This is a genomic window from Pseudomonas sp. TMW 2.1634 (assembly GCF_001703595.1).
Taxonomy (GTDB): Bacteria; Pseudomonadota; Gammaproteobacteria; order Pseudomonadales; family Pseudomonadaceae; genus Aquipseudomonas; species Aquipseudomonas fragi.
In genome coordinates this window covers 4,442,501-4,459,368 of sequence record NZ_CP016849.1, presented here as the reverse complement: position 1 = coordinate 4,459,368, position 16,868 = coordinate 4,442,501, and the positions used below count along the sequence as shown (strand labels likewise).

General features: G+C 54.7%; 11 protein-coding genes, 4 tRNA genes and 2 rRNA genes (1 of these 17 cut by a window edge). All 17 read right to left on the bottom strand.

Going from position 1 to position 16,868, the window contains the following annotated elements; all coding sequences use genetic code 11:
• Window positions 1-22: 22 nt before the first annotated feature.
• Entirely contained in the window at window positions 23-4,222 is a 4,200-nt protein-coding gene (rpoC, locus tag BFC21_RS21105) for a DNA-directed RNA polymerase subunit beta' (RefSeq protein ID WP_016779171.1), read from the bottom strand.
• Window positions 4,223-4,286: 64 nt separating this feature from the next.
• Window positions 4,287-8,360 carry a DNA-directed RNA polymerase subunit beta gene (gene rpoB / locus BFC21_RS21100; RefSeq protein WP_016779170.1) on the bottom strand — a complete coding sequence of 1,358 codons (4,074 nt, stop codon included), beginning with the start codon at window positions 8,358-8,360 and terminating at the stop codon, window positions 4,287-4,289.
• Between the two features lie 219 nt (window positions 8,361-8,579).
• The gene (gene rplL, locus BFC21_RS21095; RefSeq protein WP_016779169.1) at window positions 8,580-8,945 is read right to left on the bottom strand and encodes a 50S ribosomal protein L7/L12; all 366 of its coding nucleotides are present in this window, start codon (window positions 8,943-8,945) and stop codon (window positions 8,580-8,582) included.
• A gap of 80 nt (window positions 8,946-9,025) precedes the next feature.
• Window positions 9,026-9,526: a 50S ribosomal protein L10 gene (rplJ, locus tag BFC21_RS21090; RefSeq protein ID WP_016779168.1), complete on the bottom strand. Its 501-nt coding sequence runs from the start codon at window positions 9,524-9,526 to the stop codon at window positions 9,026-9,028.
• Between the two features lie 197 nt (window positions 9,527-9,723).
• Window positions 9,724-10,419 (bottom strand): 50S ribosomal protein L1, encoded by a 696-nt coding sequence (rplA, locus tag BFC21_RS21085; RefSeq protein ID WP_016779167.1) that lies wholly within the window; start codon window positions 10,417-10,419, stop codon window positions 9,724-9,726.
• Entirely contained in the window at window positions 10,419-10,850 is a 432-nt protein-coding gene (rplK, locus tag BFC21_RS21080) for a 50S ribosomal protein L11 (protein ID WP_008008888.1), read from the bottom strand. The genes rplA and rplK overlap by 1 nt, the downstream gene beginning before the upstream one ends.
• 116 nt (window positions 10,851-10,966) lie before the next feature.
• Window positions 10,967-11,500 (bottom strand): transcription termination/antitermination protein NusG, encoded by a 534-nt coding sequence (nusG, locus tag BFC21_RS21075; RefSeq protein ID WP_003444397.1) that lies wholly within the window; start codon window positions 11,498-11,500, stop codon window positions 10,967-10,969.
• Between the two features lie 9 nt (window positions 11,501-11,509).
• Window positions 11,510-11,878 (bottom strand): preprotein translocase subunit SecE, encoded by a 369-nt coding sequence (secE, locus tag BFC21_RS21070; RefSeq protein ID WP_016779165.1) that lies wholly within the window; start codon window positions 11,876-11,878, stop codon window positions 11,510-11,512.
• Window positions 11,879-11,924: 46 nt separating this feature from the next.
• A tRNA-Trp gene (locus BFC21_RS21065) sits at window positions 11,925-12,000 on the bottom strand.
• Window positions 12,001-12,245: 245 nt separating this feature from the next.
• Window positions 12,246-12,321, bottom strand: a tRNA-Thr gene (locus BFC21_RS21060).
• 26 nt (window positions 12,322-12,347) lie between these two features.
• Window positions 12,348-12,421, bottom strand: a tRNA-Gly gene (locus tag BFC21_RS21055).
• Between the two features lie 25 nt (window positions 12,422-12,446).
• Window positions 12,447-12,531: transfer RNA gene (locus tag BFC21_RS21050), tRNA-Tyr, on the bottom strand.
• A 110-nt stretch (window positions 12,532-12,641) separates the two neighbouring features.
• The gene (locus BFC21_RS21045; protein ID WP_120266466.1) at window positions 12,642-13,118 is read right to left on the bottom strand and encodes a hypothetical protein; all 477 of its coding nucleotides are present in this window, start codon (window positions 13,116-13,118) and stop codon (window positions 12,642-12,644) included.
• A 7-nt stretch (window positions 13,119-13,125) separates the two neighbouring features.
• Complete coding sequence (locus BFC21_RS21040; protein ID WP_088378838.1) at window positions 13,126-13,869, bottom strand: pantothenate kinase; 744 nt, start codon at window positions 13,867-13,869, stop codon at window positions 13,126-13,128.
• On the bottom strand, window positions 13,859-14,806 hold the full coding sequence (gene birA / locus BFC21_RS21035; protein WP_088378837.1) for a bifunctional biotin--[acetyl-CoA-carboxylase] ligase/biotin operon repressor BirA: 948 nt from the start codon (window positions 14,804-14,806) through the stop codon (window positions 13,859-13,861). Before birA ends, BFC21_RS21040 begins: the two co-directional genes overlap by 11 nt.
• A 186-nt stretch (window positions 14,807-14,992) precedes the next feature.
• Window positions 14,993-15,108 (bottom strand): 5S ribosomal RNA (rrf, locus tag BFC21_RS21030).
• A gap of 145 nt (window positions 15,109-15,253) precedes the next feature.
• Window positions 15,254-16,868: ribosomal RNA gene (locus tag BFC21_RS21025) — 23S ribosomal RNA — on the bottom strand; it runs 1,279 nt beyond the window's last position.

Sequence of the window (16,868 nt, the reverse complement as noted above, 5' to 3'; positions counted from 1 at the left end):
CACCCTTCATCTACCGCAGAACTCAGTTACCGCTCGAGTTCAGCGCTTCGGTCAGTGCAGCTTCCACTTCACTGGCGCTTACGCGCAACGGCTTGTCAGCCTCACGGCGGCGCTTGCGCTCGCTGTGGTATGCCAAACCGGTACCTGCCGGGATCAGACGACCCACGACAACGTTTTCTTTCAGGCCGCGCAGGTAATCGCGCTTGCCGGTTACCGCTGCTTCGGTCAGTACGCGGGTGGTCTCTTGGAAAGAGGCCGCGGAGATGAACGATTCAGTCGACAACGACGCCTTGGTGATACCCAGCAGGACGCGAGTGAACTTGGACACGAACTTGTCTTCGTTGCCCAGACGCTCGTTCTCGGTCAGTACCTGCGTCAACTCCATCTGGTCGCCCTTGATGAAGGTGGAATCGCCAGACTCGGCAATTTCAACTTTACGCAACATCTGACGCAGGATGGTCTCGATGTGCTTGTCGTTGATTTTTACGCCTTGCAGACGGTAAACGTCCTGGATCTCGTTAACGATGTACTTGGCCAGCGCACTCACACCCAGCAGACGCAGGATGTCGTGTGGATCGCTAGGACCGTCGGAGATAACTTCGCCGCGGTTCACTTGCTCGCCTTCGAAGACGTTCAGGTGACGCCACTTTGGAATCAGCTCTTCGTACGGATCAGTACCGTCGTTCGGGGTAATAACCAGACGGCGCTTGCCTTTGGTTTCTTTACCGAACGCGATGGTGCCGCTGACTTCAGCCAGAATCGAGGCTTCTTTCGGACGACGGGCTTCGAACAAGTCAGCAACCCGTGGCAGACCACCGGTGATGTCTCGAGTTTTCGAAGTTTCTTGCGGAATACGAGCGATAACGTCACCGATCGCGATTTCCGCACCATCCGCTACACCGACCAGGGCGTTGGCTGGCAGGAAGTACTGAGCGGGTACGTCGGTACCCGGCAGCAGCAGATCCTTGCCATCCACACCTACCATCTTGACGGCTGGACGGATGTCCTTGCCGGCAGCTGGACGGTCTTTGGCGTCAAGTACTTCAATGTTGGTCATACCGGTCAATTCGTCAGTCTGACGCTTGATCGTGATGCCTTCTTCCATGCCCACGTAGGTCACGGTACCTTTCATTTCGGTAACGATTGGGTGAGTGTGCGGATCCCACTTGGCTACGATCGAGCCAGCGTCAACCTTGTCACCTTCTTTAACCGAAATCACGGCGCCGTACGGCAGCTTGTAGCGCTCACGCTCACGACCGAAGTCATCAGCGATGGCCAGCTCACCGGAACGCGATACCGCTACCAGGCAGCCATCTACGCGCTCAACGTGCTTCAGGTTGTGCAGACGGACAGTACCGCCATTCTTCACCTGAACGCTGTCAGCAGCGGAGGTCCGGCTTGCCGCACCACCGATGTGGAACGTACGCATGGTCAGCTGTGTACCCGGCTCACCGATCGACTGGGCAGCGATAACGCCGACAGCTTCACCGATGTTCACCTGGTGACCACGAGCCAGATCACGGCCGTAGCACTTGGCGCAGATACCGAAACGGGTTTCGCAGCTGATTGGCGAGCGCACGATCACTTCGTCGATGCTGTTCAGCTCGATGAATTCAACCCACTTCTCGTCAACCAGAGTGCCGGCAGGAACGATAACTTCCTCGGTGCCCGGCTTGAATACGTCACGGGCGATCACTCGACCCAGTACGCGCTCACCCAATGGCTCAACAACGTCGCCGCCTTCGATGTGCGGAGTCATCAGCAGACCGTGTTCGGTACCGCAGTCGACTTCAGTCACAACCAGGTCTTGCGCAACGTCTACCAGACGACGAGTCAGATAACCGGAGTTAGCTGTCTTCAAGGCGGTATCCGCCAGACCCTTACGAGCACCGTGAGTCGAGATGAAGTACTGAAGTACGCTCAAACCTTCACGGAAGTTCGCAGTAATCGGCGTTTCGATGATGGAACCGTCCGGCTTGGCCATCAGACCACGCATACCGGCCAGCTGACGGATCTGCGCAGCAGAACCCCGTGCACCGGAGTCGGCCATCATGTACATCGAGTTGAACGACTCTTGCTCAACCTCAACGCCGTGACGGTCGATAACCTTCTCTTTCGAGAGGTTGGACATCATCGCCTTGGACACTTCATCGTTAGCTTTCGACCAAAGGTCGATTACTTTGTTGTACTTCTCGCCCTGGGTTACCAGGCCGGAGGCGTACTGGCTTTCGATTTCTTTCACTTCATCGGTTGCAGCCGCGATGATGCGAGCTTTTTCATCCGGGATAACGAAGTCGTTAACACCGATGGAAACGCCGGAAATAGTCGAGTAAGCAAAACCGGTGTACATCAACTGGTCAGCGAAGATAACGGTCTCTTTCAAACCAACCACGCGGTAGCACTGGTTGATCAGCTTGGAGATCGCCTTTTTCTTCATTGGCAGGTTGACGACGTCGTACGACAGGCCTTTTGGCACAACCTGGAACAACAGCGCACGGCCGACAGTGGTGTCGACGATACGGGTGTTGGTCACGCTGCCGCCGTCACGGTCGTTAACGGTTTCGTTGATACGAACCTTGACCTTGGCGTGCAGAGCGGCTTCGCCGGCACGGAATACGCGGTCTACTTCCTGCAAGTCCGCGAATACACGACCTTCGCCCTTGGCGTTAATCGCTTCACGCGTCATGTAGTACAGACCCAATACAACGTCCTGCGACGGAACGATGATTGGCTCACCGTTGGCTGGCGACAGAATGTTGTTGGTCGACATCATCAACGCACGCGCTTCCAGCTGGGCTTCCAGCGTCAGCGGTACGTGCACGGCCATTTGGTCGCCGTCGAAGTCGGCGTTGTACGCAGCACAGACCAGAGGGTGCAGCTGGATAGCCTTACCTTCGATCAGTACCGGTTCAAACGCCTGGATGCCCAGACGGTGAAGGGTCGGTGCACGGTTGAGAAGCACCGGGTGTTCGCGGATAACTTCAGCGAGAACGTCCCACACTTCCGGCAGCTCGCGCTCAACCATCTTCTTGGCAGCTTTGATGGTGGTAGCGAGACCACGCATTTCCAGCTTGCCGAAAATGAACGGCTTGAACAGCTCGAGAGCCATTTTCTTCGGCAGACCGCACTGGTGCAGACGCAGGGTCGGACCTACGGTAATTACCGAACGACCCGAGTAGTCAACACGCTTACCGAGCAAGTTCTGACGGAAACGACCCTGCTTACCCTTGATCATGTCAGCCAGGGATTTCAGAGGACGCTTGTTGGAACCGGTGATAGCGCGACCACGACGGCCGTTGTCGAGCAAGGCGTCGACCGCTTCTTGCAACATACGCTTTTCGTTGCGCACGATGATGTCCGGAGCGGACAGATCAAGCAGGCGCTTCAAGCGGTTGTTACGGTTGATCACTCGACGGTACAGGTCGTTGAGGTCGGAAGTCGCGAAACGACCACCATCCAACGGTACCAGAGGACGCAGATCTGGCGGCAGAACCGGCAGAACGGTCAGCACCATCCACTCAGGAAGGTTGCCGGAGCCCAGGAAGGCTTCCATCAACTTCAGGCGCTTGGACAGTTTTTTGATCTTGGTTTCGGAGTTGGTTTGCGGAATTTCTTCGCGCAGACGGCCAATCTCGTGTTCCAGGTCGATAGCGTGCAGCAGTTCACGGACAGCTTCAGCACCCATGCGGGCATCAAAGTCGTCGCCGAACTCTTCCAGCGCTTCGAAGTACTGCTCATCGTTCAGCAGCTGACCTTTTTCCAGAGTGGTCATGCCCGGATCGATAACGACATAGCTCTCGAAGTAGAGAACGCGTTCGATATCACGCAGGGTCATGTCCATCAGCAAACCGATACGGGACGGCAGCGATTTCAGGAACCAGATGTGAGCAACTGGCGATGCCAGTTCGATGTGAGCCATGCGCTCGCGACGGACCTTGGCCAGTGCGACTTCAACGCCACACTTCTCACAGATCACACCGCGGTGCTTCAAGCGCTTGTACTTACCGCACAGGCACTCGTAATCCTTTACCGGGCCAAAGATTTTGGCGCAGAACAGGCCGTCACGCTCAGGCTTGAACGTACGGTAGTTGATGGTTTCCGGTTTTTTAACTTCACCGAACGACCACGAACGGATCATCTCAGGCGATGCCAATCCAATACGGATGGCGTCGAACTCTTCGACTTGACCCTGGTTTTTCAGCAAATTCAGTAGGTCTTTCAAGGCCTTTCCTCCTGGCGGAGCAGAGAGCGGGCCATACAGCCCCGCTCTCGATTCGCGTCACGTGTTATTCGGTTTCCAGATCGATATCGATGCCGAGGGAACGAATTTCTTTGATCAACACGTTGAAGGACTCGGGCATGCCCGGCTCCATACGGTGATCGCCGTCCACGATGTTTTTGTACATCTTGGTACGACCGTTCACATCGTCCGACTTCACTGTGAGCATTTCTTGCAGAGTGTATGCCGCGCCGTAGGCTTCCAGCGCCCAGACCTCCATCTCCCCGAAACGCTGACCACCGAACTGCGCCTTACCACCCAGCGGCTGCTGGGTAACCAGGCTGTAAGAACCGGTAGAACGAGCGTGCATCTTGTCGTCTACCAAGTGGTTCAGCTTCAGCATGTACATGTAGCCAACGGTAACCGGACGCTCGAACTTGTTGCCGGTACGGCCATCAGTCAGCACCATCTGGCCGCTGTCTGGCAGGTCTGCCAAACGAAGCATTGCCTTGATTTCGCTTTCCTTGGCACCGTCGAACACCGGGGTAGCCATTGGCACACCGCCGCGAAGGTTCTTCGCCAGATCCAGGATTTCCTGATCGGAGAAGTCATCCAGGCTTTCTTGACGACCGCCAATTTCGTTGTAGATCTCATGCAGGAACTTACGCAGGTCAGCGACCTTGCGTTGTTCTTCAATCATGAGGTTGATCTTCTCGCCCAGACCTTTGGCTGCGAGGCCCAGGTGAGTTTCGAGAATCTGACCAACGTTCATACGCGAAGGTACGCCCAACGGGTTGAGGACCACATCCACCGGGGTGCCATTGGCATCGTACGGCATGTCTTCAACCGGCATGATCACGGAGACCACACCTTTGTTACCGTGACGACCAGCCATCTTGTCACCCGGCTGGATGCGACGGCGGATTGCCAGGTAAACCTTGACGATTTTCAGCACGCCTGGAGCCAGGTCATCGCCCTGCTGCAGTTTGCGCTTCTTGTCTTCGAACTTGTCGTCCAGCAGACGACGGCGATCGATGATGTAGGCCTGAGCTTTTTCAAGCTGCTCGTTCAGAGCATCTTCAGCCATACGCAGCTTGAACCACTGACCATGCTCAAGACCGTCCAGGATTTCATTGGTGATTTCCTGACCTTTCTTCAGACCGGCACCGCCTTCGGCAATGCGGCCAACCAGAGCAGAGCGCAGACGTTCGAAGGTAGCGCCTTCAACGATACGGAACTCTTCGTTCAGATCCTTGCGGATCTCGTCCAGCTGGGTCTTCTCGATCGACAGTGCACGAGCATCACGCTCAACGCCGTCACGGGTGAAGACCTGCACGTCGATAACAGTACCTTTGGTACCGGTAGGTACGCGCAGGGAAGTGTCTTTAACGTCGCTGGCTTTTTCACCGAAGATTGCACGCAACAGCTTCTCTTCCGGAGTCAGCTGGGTCTCGCCTTTCGGAGTGACCTTACCTACCAGAATGTCGCCAGCGCCAACTTCAGCACCTACGTAAACGATACCGGCTTCGTCCAGTTTGTTCAGTGCAGCTTCACCCACGTTCGGGATGTCTGCAGTGATCTCTTCAGGCCCAAGCTTGGTGTCACGTGCCACACAGGTCAGTTCCTGGATGTGGATCGTGGTAAAGCGATCTTCTTGAACAACTCGTTCCGACAGGCAGATGGAGTCTTCGAAGTTGTAACCGTTCCAGGCCATGAACGCGATGCGCATGTTCTGGCCCAACGCCAGTTCACCCATATCGGTGGACGGGCCGTCAGCCATGATGTCGCTGCGCTGTACACGGTCACCCTTGCGAACCAGCGGACGCTGGTTAATGCAAGTGTTCTGGTTGGAGCGGGTGTATTTGGTCAGGTTGTAGATGTCGACACCGGCTTCGCCAGTTTCAACTTCATCATCAGCAACGCGAACAACGATACGGCTGGCATCAACAGAGTCGATCACGCCGCCACGACGAGCCACGACGCAAACGCCGGAGTCACGAGCTACGTTACGCTCCATGCCGGTACCTACCAGCGGCTTGTCAGCGCGCAGGGTTGGTACAGCTTGACGCTGCATGTTGGAACCCATCAACGCACGGTTGGCGTCATCGTGTTCCAGGAACGGGATCAGCGACGCTGCAACCGAAACAACCTGCTTCGGCGAAACGTCCATCAAGGTGACGTCTTCCGGCGCCTTGACGGTGAATTCGTTCAAGTGACGAACAGCTACCAGCTCGTCGATCAGCACTTTCTTGTCGTTCATCGTGGCCGAAGCCTGAGCGATCACGTGATCAGCTTCTTCGATGGCGGACAGGAAAACGATCTCGTCGGTCACCAGTGCGTCTTTCACCACACGGTACGGGCTCTCGAGGAAGCCGTACTGGTTGGTGCGCGCATAGGCAGCCAGGGAGTTGATCAGACCAATGTTCGGACCTTCCGGTGTCTCAATCGGGCATACACGGCCGTAGTGAGTCGGGTGTACGTCACGAACTTCAAAGCCGGCACGCTCACGCGTCAGACCGCCCGGGCCCAGTGCAGAAACACGGCGCTTGTGGGTGATCTCGGACAGCGGGTTGTTCTGGTCCATGAACTGGGACAGCTGGCTCGAACCGAAGAACTCTTTCACCGCCGCAGCCACTGGCTTGGCGTTGATCAGGTCTTGCGGCATCAGGCCTTCGCTTTCAGCCATCGACAGACGCTCTTTGACCGCACGCTCAACACGTACCAGGCCAACGCGGAACTGGTTTTCAGCCATTTCGCCTACGCAGCGAACACGACGGTTACCCAGGTGGTCGATGTCATCGACGATGCCTTTACCGTTACGGATGTCGACCAAGGTCTTCAGCACGGCAACGATGTCTTCTTTGCACAACACGCCCGAACCTTCGATCTCGGTACGACCGATACGACGGTTGAACTTCATCCGGCCGACCGCAGACAGGTCATAGCGCTCAGGGCTGAAGAACAGGTTGTTGAACAGAGTCTCGGCAGCGTCTTTGGTTGGCGGCTCGCCTGGACGCATCATGCGATAGATTTCGACCAGCGCTTCCAGTTGGTTGCTGGTGGAGTCGATCTTCAGCGTGTCGGAGACGAACGGACCGCAGTCGATATCGTTGGTGTACAACGTTTCGATACGGACAACCTGGCCCTTGGCAACTTTTGCCAGGATTTCAGTGGTCAGCTCGGTGTTGCACTCAGCAATGATTTCGCCGGTAGCCGGATGCACGATAGCCTTGGCCGTTGTGCGACCCAGGACATAGTCCAGAGGCATAACGAGCTCTTTGACACCGGCTTTTTCCAGCTGGTTGATATGACGAGCAGTGATACGACGACCCTGCTCAACAATCACCTTGCCTTTGTCATCGGTAATGTCGATGGCCGCGATTTCACCGCGCAGACGCTGTGGAACCAGCTCCAGGCTGATGCTCTCACCCTGAACGTGGAACACGTTGGTGGTGTAGAACGCGTCCAGCACTTGCTCAGTGGTATAACCCAGCGCGCGCAGCAATACCGATGCAGGCAGCTTGCGACGACGGTCAATACGCACGAACACGCAGTCTTTCGGGTCGAACTCGAAGTCCAACCACGAACCACGGTAAGGAATGATACGCGCGGAATAAAGCAGCTTACCGGAGCTGTGCGTCTTGCCGCGGTCGTGGTCAAAGAACACGCCCGGGGAACGGTGCAGCTGGGAAACAATTACACGCTCGGTACCGTTGATTACGAAGGTACCGTTTTCAGTCATCAGGGGGATTTCACCCATGTAGACTTCTTGCTCTTTGATGTCCTTGATCGCTTTGTTCGACGATTCTTTGTCGAAAATGATCAAACGAACTTTTACCCGCAAAGGTACGGCGTACGTTACGCCACGCAACACGCATTCTTTGACATCAAATGCCGGCTCGCCCAAGCGATAACCGACGTACTCCAGCGCAGCATTGCCGGAGTAGCTGATGATCGGGAAAACGGATTTGAAGGCCGCATGCAGGCCCACGTCGCGGAACTGATCTTTAGTCGCTCCCGCCTGCAAGAATTCACGATACGAATCCAGCTGGATTGCCAGAAGGTACGGCACATCCATGACGTCCGGCAACTTGCTAAAGTCCTTGCGGATACGTTTTTTCTCAGTATATGAGTAAGCCATCAGCGTTCCCCAGCTTGGTCACCTGCTTGTTTGGCCTCTCCCGACGGGAGCAGCCAGAAAATCGTGCAAACCCCTTGGTTTGCTCCACCGCACAGGGTGGTTACAGCACGTTAAAGGCACCAACCTAGTCGGCTGCCAATAACGGAAAAAGGCCGGTGGCAAGAGCCACCAGCCATCAGCCTCAGCTTAACGCTTGGGCTGGAGACGCAAGGTCGATGCTTACTTCAGCTCGACTTTAGCGCCTGCTTCTTCCAAGGTAGCCTTGGCTTTGTCAGCTGCTTCTTTAGCAACAGCTTCCAGGACCATAGCTGGAGCGCCGTCAACTACTGCCTTGGCTTCTTTCAAGCCCAGACCAGTCAGTTCACGAACAGCCTTGATCACGTTAACTTTCTTCTCGCCAGCTTCCAGCAGCATAACGTTGAATTCAGTTTGCTCTTCAACAACAGCAGCGGCAGCAGCAGGACCAGCAGAAGCAGCAGCAGCAGAAACGCCGAACTTCTCTTCCATTGCTTTGATCAGTTCAACGATTTCCAGAACGGATTTTTCGCCGATTGCTTCGATGATTTGGTCGTTAGTCAGAGACATGACTATAAATTCCTGTATTGGGGTGACAGCCTACGCGGCCATCGAAATAAACAATAAACGCTGAAAGGAGTAGCCGAGCCTTAGGCTGCAGCAGCTTCTTTCTGGTCGCGAAGTGCCGCCAGAGTACGAGCCAATTTGCTGGTAGCGCCTTGAATCACGCTCATCAGCTGAGAAATTGCTTCGTCACGGGTCGGCAGACTTGCCAGTACGTCGATCTGATTAGCTGCGAGGAACTTGCCCTCGAACGCAGCTGCCTTGATCTCGAACTTATCCTGACCTTTTGCGAACTCTTTGAAGATACGAGCAGCAGCGCCCGGATGTTCTTGCGAGAAAGCAATCAAGGTCGGGCCAGTGAACACGTCGTTGAGGACACTGTATTCAGTGTCAGCAACAGCGCGCTTGAGCAGGGTGTTACGTACAACACGTACGTAAACGCCAGCTTCACGAGCCTCTTTACGGAGTCCGGTCATAGCGCCTACTGTCACACCGCGGGCATCAGCCACAACAGCGGACAGGGCAACTTTGGCAGCCTCGTTGACTTCAGCGACGATGGCCTTCTTGTCTTCGAGTTTAATTGCCACGGGTTTAACTCCTGCTTGTTACCGTTTCATCTGGCCGAGGCCCGATGTCGTTTTGGTGTCTGATTCGGTAAGGAACCGGGAGCACCATCTGCGTAGGCTTGAGGTTTAAGACTTGCGTCGCCTACGGTCTTGGATAGCCCCCGCCAGGCAGGGACCCCAATCTTTCAATTGGCGCATTTGACTGCGCCAATGTTGTCTTACGCGTCCAGGGAACCCTGGTCGATGACCAGGCCCGGGCCCATAGTGGTGCTCAGGGTTACGCGCTTAACATAAATACCTTTCGAAGAAGCTGGCTTGATACGCTTCAGATCAGCGATCAGGGCTTCAACGTTTTCCTTCAGCTGAACGGCGTCGAAGCCGATCTTGCCAACGGAAGTGTGGATGATACCGTTTTTGTCGGTGCGATAACGAACCTGACCAGCCTTCGCGTTCTTAACAGCGGTGGCTACGTCTGGAGTTACAGTACCAACCTTAGGGTTAGGCATCAGGCCGCGTGGGCCCAGGATCTGACCCAACTGACCAACAACACGCATTGCGTCCGGGGATGCAATAACTACGTCGTAGTTCAGGTCGCCGCCTTTCATTTCGGCAGCCAGGTCGTCCATACCAACGCGATCAGCGCCGGCAGCCAGAGCAGCTTCAGCAGCTGGACCCTGAGTGAACACAGCTACACGTACAGTCTTGCCAGTGCCGTGTGGCAGCACAGTAGCGCTACGAACAACCTGGTCAGATTTACGTGGGTCTACGCCCAGGTTTACGGCGATGTCAAACGACTCGCTGAATTTTACAGTCGACAGCTCAGCCAGCAAAGCAGCAGCGTCTACAAAATTGTAAGACTTGCCAGCTTCGATTTTACCGGCGATTGCCTTTTGACGCTTGGTCAGCTTAGCCATTACACACCCTCCACGTTAAGGCCCATGCTACGAGCAGAACCGGCGATAGTACGCACGGCTGCTTCCATATCAGCTGCAGTCAGATCCGCGTTTTTGGTTTTCGCGATTTCTTCCAGCTGAGCACGAGTTACAGTGCCAACCTTAACGGTGTTTGGACGAGCGGAACCGCTAGTCAGACCAGCAGCCTTCTTCAGCAGAACCGAAGCAGGGGTCGACTTGGTTTCGAACGTGAAGCTACGGTCGCTGTATACAGTGATGATCACTGGAGTCGGCAGGCCTGGCTCAATACCCTGAGTACGGGCGTTGAAAGCCTTGCAGAATTCCATGATGTTCACGCCGTGCTGACCCAGAGCCGGGCCAACAGGTGGGCTTGGGTTGGCCTGAGCGGCCTTCACTTGCAGCTTGATGTAAGCGGTAATCTTCTTAGCCATGAGGCACTCCAATTACGGGTTCAATCGCCTAAAGAGGCTCCCCGGTTACTTGCGCGTTTATCCCAGTGACGACAAAACCCCACAGCCGAAGCCATGGGGTTGGGATTCGTGTTTAACTAGACCTTTTCGACCTGGCTAAACTCTAGCTCTACCGGAGTAGAGCGACCGAAAATGAGCACCGCCACTTGAATGCGGCTCTTTTCGTAGTTAACTTCTTCAACCGTGCCGTTAAAGTCGGCAAACGGACCGTCGGTAACACGGACGACTTCGCCCGGCTCGAACAGCGTTTTCGGCTTGGGCTTGTCGCTGCCATCGGCTACGCGACGCAGAATTGCTTCTGCTTCTTTATCAGTGATCGGTGCCGGTTTATCAGCAGTACCACCAATGAAGCCCATGACGCGCGGAGTGTCCTTGACCAAGTGCCAAGTCCCTTCGCTCATGTCCATTTGAACCAGCACATAACCAGGGAAGAATTTGCGCTCGCTTTTGCGTTTCTGGCCATTACGCATTTCAACCACTTCTTCAGTGGGAACCAGAATTTCGCCGAAGCCTTCTTCCATGCCTGCCAGCTTAATACGCTCTATCAGAGAGCGCATAACATGCTTTTCGTAACCCGAATAAGCATGCACTACGTACCAACGCTTAGCCACGGGACACCCTTAGCCAACAATCAAGGAAACGAGCCAGCCGAGCAGGGAATCTAAACCCCACAACAGCAACGCCATAACAAGAACAACAGCCACCACGATCAACGTGGTCTGCGTAGTTTCTTGGCGAGTTGGCCATACGACTTTACGAATCTCAGTACGAGCTTCCTTTACCAGGACAGCGAACGACTTGCCTTTTGCCGTCTGCAAGCCCACATAGGCAGCAACAGCAGCGATCACAAGAAGTGCAATGACGCGATACAGGATCGGCGAACCAGAATAATACTGATTCCCAACAACGCCAACCACCACAAGAGCAACCACTACAAGCCACTTGAGGAGATCGAAGCGAGAGCCTTGAACTTCAGCCTTGGGAGTCATCTAAGAGGATCCTGTGAAAAGAAAGCCAGACGCAGTGAGGCGAATCTGGCAGGTCAGGAGGGAATCGAACCCCCAACCTACGGTTTTGGAGACCGTCGCTCTGCCAATTGAGCTACTGACCTAAAACATTATCGAGCCGCCGATTATGCCGACCCGAGAGAGACTTTTCAACCATCAATGCAATTACTTTTGCCGACAACCCAAAAACAGATCAATCAACACTGCAGGAAGCTGTATGCAAGCGACCCACGACAGCAATTACGAACCGGAGCAGCAGCACCAGAATCGGCACCACCAGCAAACACCCCAGACAGGCTATTAAGCCTGTTAAAACAAAGGCAGATATTTTCATATCTGCCTTGTTATATGGAGCTCTTGAGCGGATTTGAACCGCTGACCTCACCCTTACCAAGGGTGTGCTCTACCAACTGAGCTACAAGAGCAAAACACGTTGCGAAAACAGCTAGACTGGAGCGGGTGGCGGGAATCGAACCCGCATCATTAGCTTGGAAGGCTAAGGTTCTACCACTAAACTACACCCGCAAATCTTGCTGCTCTAGCTTGAATATGGTGGAGGGGGAAGGATTCGAACCTTCGAAGTCGTAGACGTCAGATTTACAGTCTGATCCCTTTGGCCGCTCGGGAACCCCTCCTGAGCTGGCTAGAATTCTACATCATTCTAACCTGGTGTCAACCACTTTCTTCAATTAAATCAGGAAGTTAGCAACTTGACTCGCTTCACACCTAGTAGCCTGTTTGGCGTTCACTGTGGAGCGGGCGCCATTCTATGCAAACTATCGGGTACCTGCAAGCCCTCACAGCGCATTTTTTTGTATTTTAAGCCATTGAATTCATTAACAAGGTTCTGCAAAACCATTTCACTCGCCGCAGGAGTGGCTTGCGGGCCGATCTTGAGGGCATAGCCCGGCATTTCAGGCTGCTGCGCTTCAACTTGCACGGATGGCATCCCCATATCAGACAACCTGCGCTGCAGGCTGTGCAGTTGCTCTTCAGTCGGTAAATTGCCGAGTAACAGGCATTGCGCACCCTGCACCTGAACGACGGGGGCTGCAGCCTCGCCAGCCCCAGGTCGCGCCTCGCTAAGCAGGCGTATACCCTGTTGACTGCCCTTGTATAAAGACAAGGAAACCACTTCTTTGGCCCTCAGCGGCGCCTCTTGCTGATGCCATATGTAATAAAAGACATTCAGAACAACCAGCAGCAGAAACAGCCAACGCATAGAAACCTCAAGGAAGGGGACACACTACCGCCAAACCGACAAATACCAGGTCTTGCACCACGCGAGCGTCTGGAACCATATCCCTCACCAGACTCGCGTCACCTCCGGTCAGGAAAACCTCAAAGTCCTCCCCCCAGTACTCGCGCGCCAACTCCAGCTGGGTCAGCACAAAGCCCCGCATCATCAGCAAGCAGCCGCGCTCCACCGCCTCAACCGTCGTTCGCCCAGGCTTACGCTGGAGCAACGCCTGCTCGGCAGACAGGTCGTCATACCTGATACGCCGGGTATGGGTACGCAGCTGATCGCGCATCAAGGGCATGCCCGGGCAAATAAACCCGCCCAGGTGCTGACCATCAGCCGCAACAAAGTCCGCCGTTACCGCCGTGCCGAAATCCAGCACCAGGCACGCATTCTTGGCCAGTTCAAAAGCGCCTACGACTGCGAGCCAGCGATCGAGCCCCAAACGGGCAAATTCTTCATAACCGTTGCTGACACCTGCCACACTTCTTGCAGGTTGTGCGCACTGCGCGACAACCCCGAAGGTCGTGATGATGGAGGCGACCAGGCTCGATGTCTCATCATCACTGCGCACACTCACCAAACGGCAGTGGGTTATGTTCAAACCCGGAATAGCCAATACCGCGGCCAGCAGCGCGGCATCAGAGTCGACCACACCCCCGCCTACAGCCACTCCAGCCTCAAGGGCGCGCCACTTTATAAAACTGTTGCCACAGTCCATCTCAAGAATCATGGCGCAACCTCAAGCTAAGCTCACCACCGCTGTACACTTTTTCTTCACCATTGACTCTCATGCGCAGTGCGCCCTGCTGATCAATCCCCAGGACAGTGCCATCTACCTGATGCACACCAGCTATCAGGGATACTTCACGCCCCTGCCACAAATGATTTTGCTCCCACTGCGCCTGTATCGCCGAGAAACCCTCGGTAGCATGGCGTTTGAGGTACTCAAGCAGGCTATCGTTGAGCCTGGCAATCAGTGCATTACGGTTTACCAGATGACCTGACTCAAGATATACCGAGGTCCAGGCCTGATCGACCTCGCTGGCCAGGCGCATATTGACGTTGATGCCGATACCCAGCACCACATGGCATACATCCGCCGGGTCCCCGACCAACTCAAGCAAGATGCCGGCAATTTTCTTGTTGCCCACCAGCACGTCATTTGGCCATTTGAGGCCTGCATCGGTGATACCGACACCCCGAAGCGCGCTCAACACTGCCAGGCCAACCACAAGGCTAAGCCCCTCAAGCTGACGCATCCCCCCGTCCATGCGCAGGACCAGGCTGTAGTAGATATTTTCTGCGAATGGGCTGACCCACTTGCGGCCTCTGCGTCCACGACCGGCCGTTTGTCGCTCAGCCGTGACCACAAACGGCGCCGCAGCCCCACGGTCAATCGCGCGCAATGCCTCGGCATTGGTGGAATCGAGTGAATGATGAATCAAGACAGGCCAGGGACTGGAGTCCAACTGCTCCTGCTCAAGAAGCTCCAGCGGTGTAGCCAACTGATAGCCACGACCACGAACTTTATGAATAGACAGGTTCAGATCCGCCTCCAGGTGCTGCAACTGCTTCCACACTGCACTGCGACTAACGCCAAGTGCTGCGCCAAGCGCTTGCCCTGAATGGAATCGACCATCTTTGAGGAGTTTCAACAACGTCAGCATGCAAGTATCGCCTCACAATGAGGCACGCATAATAGCCATGAGCGGAGCCATTGCATAGAAACCCCGAGTCACCACAAGCCAGAACGCGCACTCAATGACGTTAACAAGAAAGGGCCGCGCCCCGAATTTCTGCGCACAATAACAAACCCCCTGTCTGCGTGAGCAGACAGGGGGTTTGGAATTTAATCTTGACGATGACCTACTCTCACATGGGGAAACCCCACACTACCATCGGCGATGCATCGTTTCACTACTGAGTTCGGGATGGGATCAGGTGGTTCCAATGCTCTATGGTCGTCAAGAAATTCGGTAGCCAGGTCGTTTGCCTTGCGGCGCACGCTCCAGCGAATGGGTATGTAATAGTTGGTGTTTTGTGAACCGCAAACTTTCGGTTTGTATCGTCTTCACACACCGCAATTCGCTCTAAGCAAATTGCTTGGGTGTTATATGGTCAAGCCTCACGGGCAATTAGTATTGGTTAGCTCAACGCCTCACAGCGCTTACACACCCAACCTATCAACGTCGTAGTCTTCGACGGCCCTTTAGGGAACTCAAGGTTCCAGTGAGATCTCATCTTGAGGCAAGTTTCCCGCTTAGATGCTTTCAGCGGTTATCTTTCCCGAACATAGCTACCCGGCAATGCCACTGGCGTGACAACCGGAACACCAGAGGTTCGTCCACTCCGGTCCTCTCGTACTAGGAGCAGCCCCTCTCAAATCTCAAACGTCCACGGCAGATAGGGACCGAACTGTCTCACGACGTTCTAAACCCAGCTCGCGTACCACTTTAAATGGCGAACAGCCATACCCTTGGGACCGGCTTCAGCCCCAGGATGTGATGAGCCGACATCGAGGTGCCAAACACCGCCGTCGATATGAACTCTTGGGCGGTATCAGCCTGTTATCCCCGGAGTACCTTTTATCCGTTGAGCGATGGCCCTTCCATACAGAACCACCGGATCACTAAGACCTACTTTCGTACCTGCTCGACGTGTCTGTCTCGCAGTCAAGCGCGCTTTTGCCTTTATACTCTACGACCGATTTCCGACCGGTCTGAGCGCACCTTCGTACTCCTCCGTTACTCTTTAGGAGGAGACCGCCCCAGTCAAACTACCCACCATACACTGTCCTCGATCCGGATAACGGACCTGAGTTAGAACCTCAAAGTTGCCAGGGTGGTATTTCAAGGTTGGCTCCACGCAGACTGGCGTCCACGCTTCAAAGCCTCCCACCTATCCTACACAAGCAAATTCAAAGTCCAGTGCAAAGCTATAGTAAAGGTTCACGGGGTCTTTCCGTCTAGCCGCGGATACACTGCATCTTCACAGCGATTTCAATTTCACTGAGTCTCGGGTGGAGACAGCGCCGCCATCGTTACGCCATTCGTGCAGGTCGGAACTTACCCGACAAGGAATTTCGCTACCTTAGGACCGTTATAGTTACGGCCGCCGTTTACCGGGGCTTCGATCAAGAGCTTCGCGTTAGCTAACCCCATCAATTAACCTTCCGGCACCGGGCAGGCGTCACACCCTATACGTCCACTTTCGTGTTTGCAGAGTGCTGTGTTTTTAATAAACAGTCGCAGCGGCCTGGTATCTTCGACCGACAGGGGCTTACGCAGTAAATGCTTCACCTCCATCGGCGCACCTTCTCCCGAAGTTACGGTGCCATTTTGCCTAGTTCCTTCACCCGAGTTCTCTCAAGCGCCTTGGTATTCTCTACCCAACCACCTGTGTCGGTTTGGGGTACGGTTCCTGGTTACCTGAAGCTTAGAAGCTTTTCTTGGAAGCATGGCATCAACCACTTCGTGTTCTAAAAGAACACTCGTCATCAGCTCTCGGCCTTAGAATCCCGGATTTACCTAAGATTCCAGCCTACCACCTTAAACTTGGACAACCAACGCCAAGCTGGCCTAGCCTTCTCCGTCCCTCCATCGCAATAACCAGAAGTACAGGAATATTAACCTGTTTTCCATCGACTACGCTTTTCAGCCTCGCCTTAGGGACCGACTAACCCTGCGTCGATTAACGTTGCGCAGGAAACCTTGGTCTTTCGGCGTGGGT

Coding starts and splice junctions, on each gene's coding strand:
- rpoB (WP_016779170.1), bottom strand. CDS start 8,360: ATGGCTTACTCATATACTGAGAAAAAACGTATCCGCAAGGACTTTAGC.
- rplL (WP_016779169.1), bottom strand. CDS start 8,945: ATGTCTCTGACTAACGACCAAATCATCGAAGCAATCGGCGAAAAATCC.
- rplA (WP_016779167.1), bottom strand. CDS start 10,419: ATGGCTAAGCTGACCAAGCGTCAAAAGGCAATCGCCGGTAAAATCGAA.
- rplK (WP_008008888.1), bottom strand. CDS start 10,850: ATGGCTAAGAAGATTACCGCTTACATCAAGCTGCAAGTGAAGGCCGCT.
- secE (WP_016779165.1), bottom strand. CDS start 11,878: ATGACTCCCAAGGCTGAAGTTCAAGGCTCTCGCTTCGATCTCCTCAAG.
- BFC21_RS21045 (WP_120266466.1), bottom strand. CDS start 13,118: ATGCGTTGGCTGTTTCTGCTGCTGGTTGTTCTGAATGTCTTTTATTAC.
- BFC21_RS21040 (WP_088378838.1), bottom strand. CDS start 13,869: ATGATTCTTGAGATGGACTGTGGCAACAGTTTTATAAAGTGGCGCGCC.
- birA (WP_088378837.1), bottom strand. CDS start 14,806: ATGCTGACGTTGTTGAAACTCCTCAAAGATGGTCGATTCCATTCAGGG.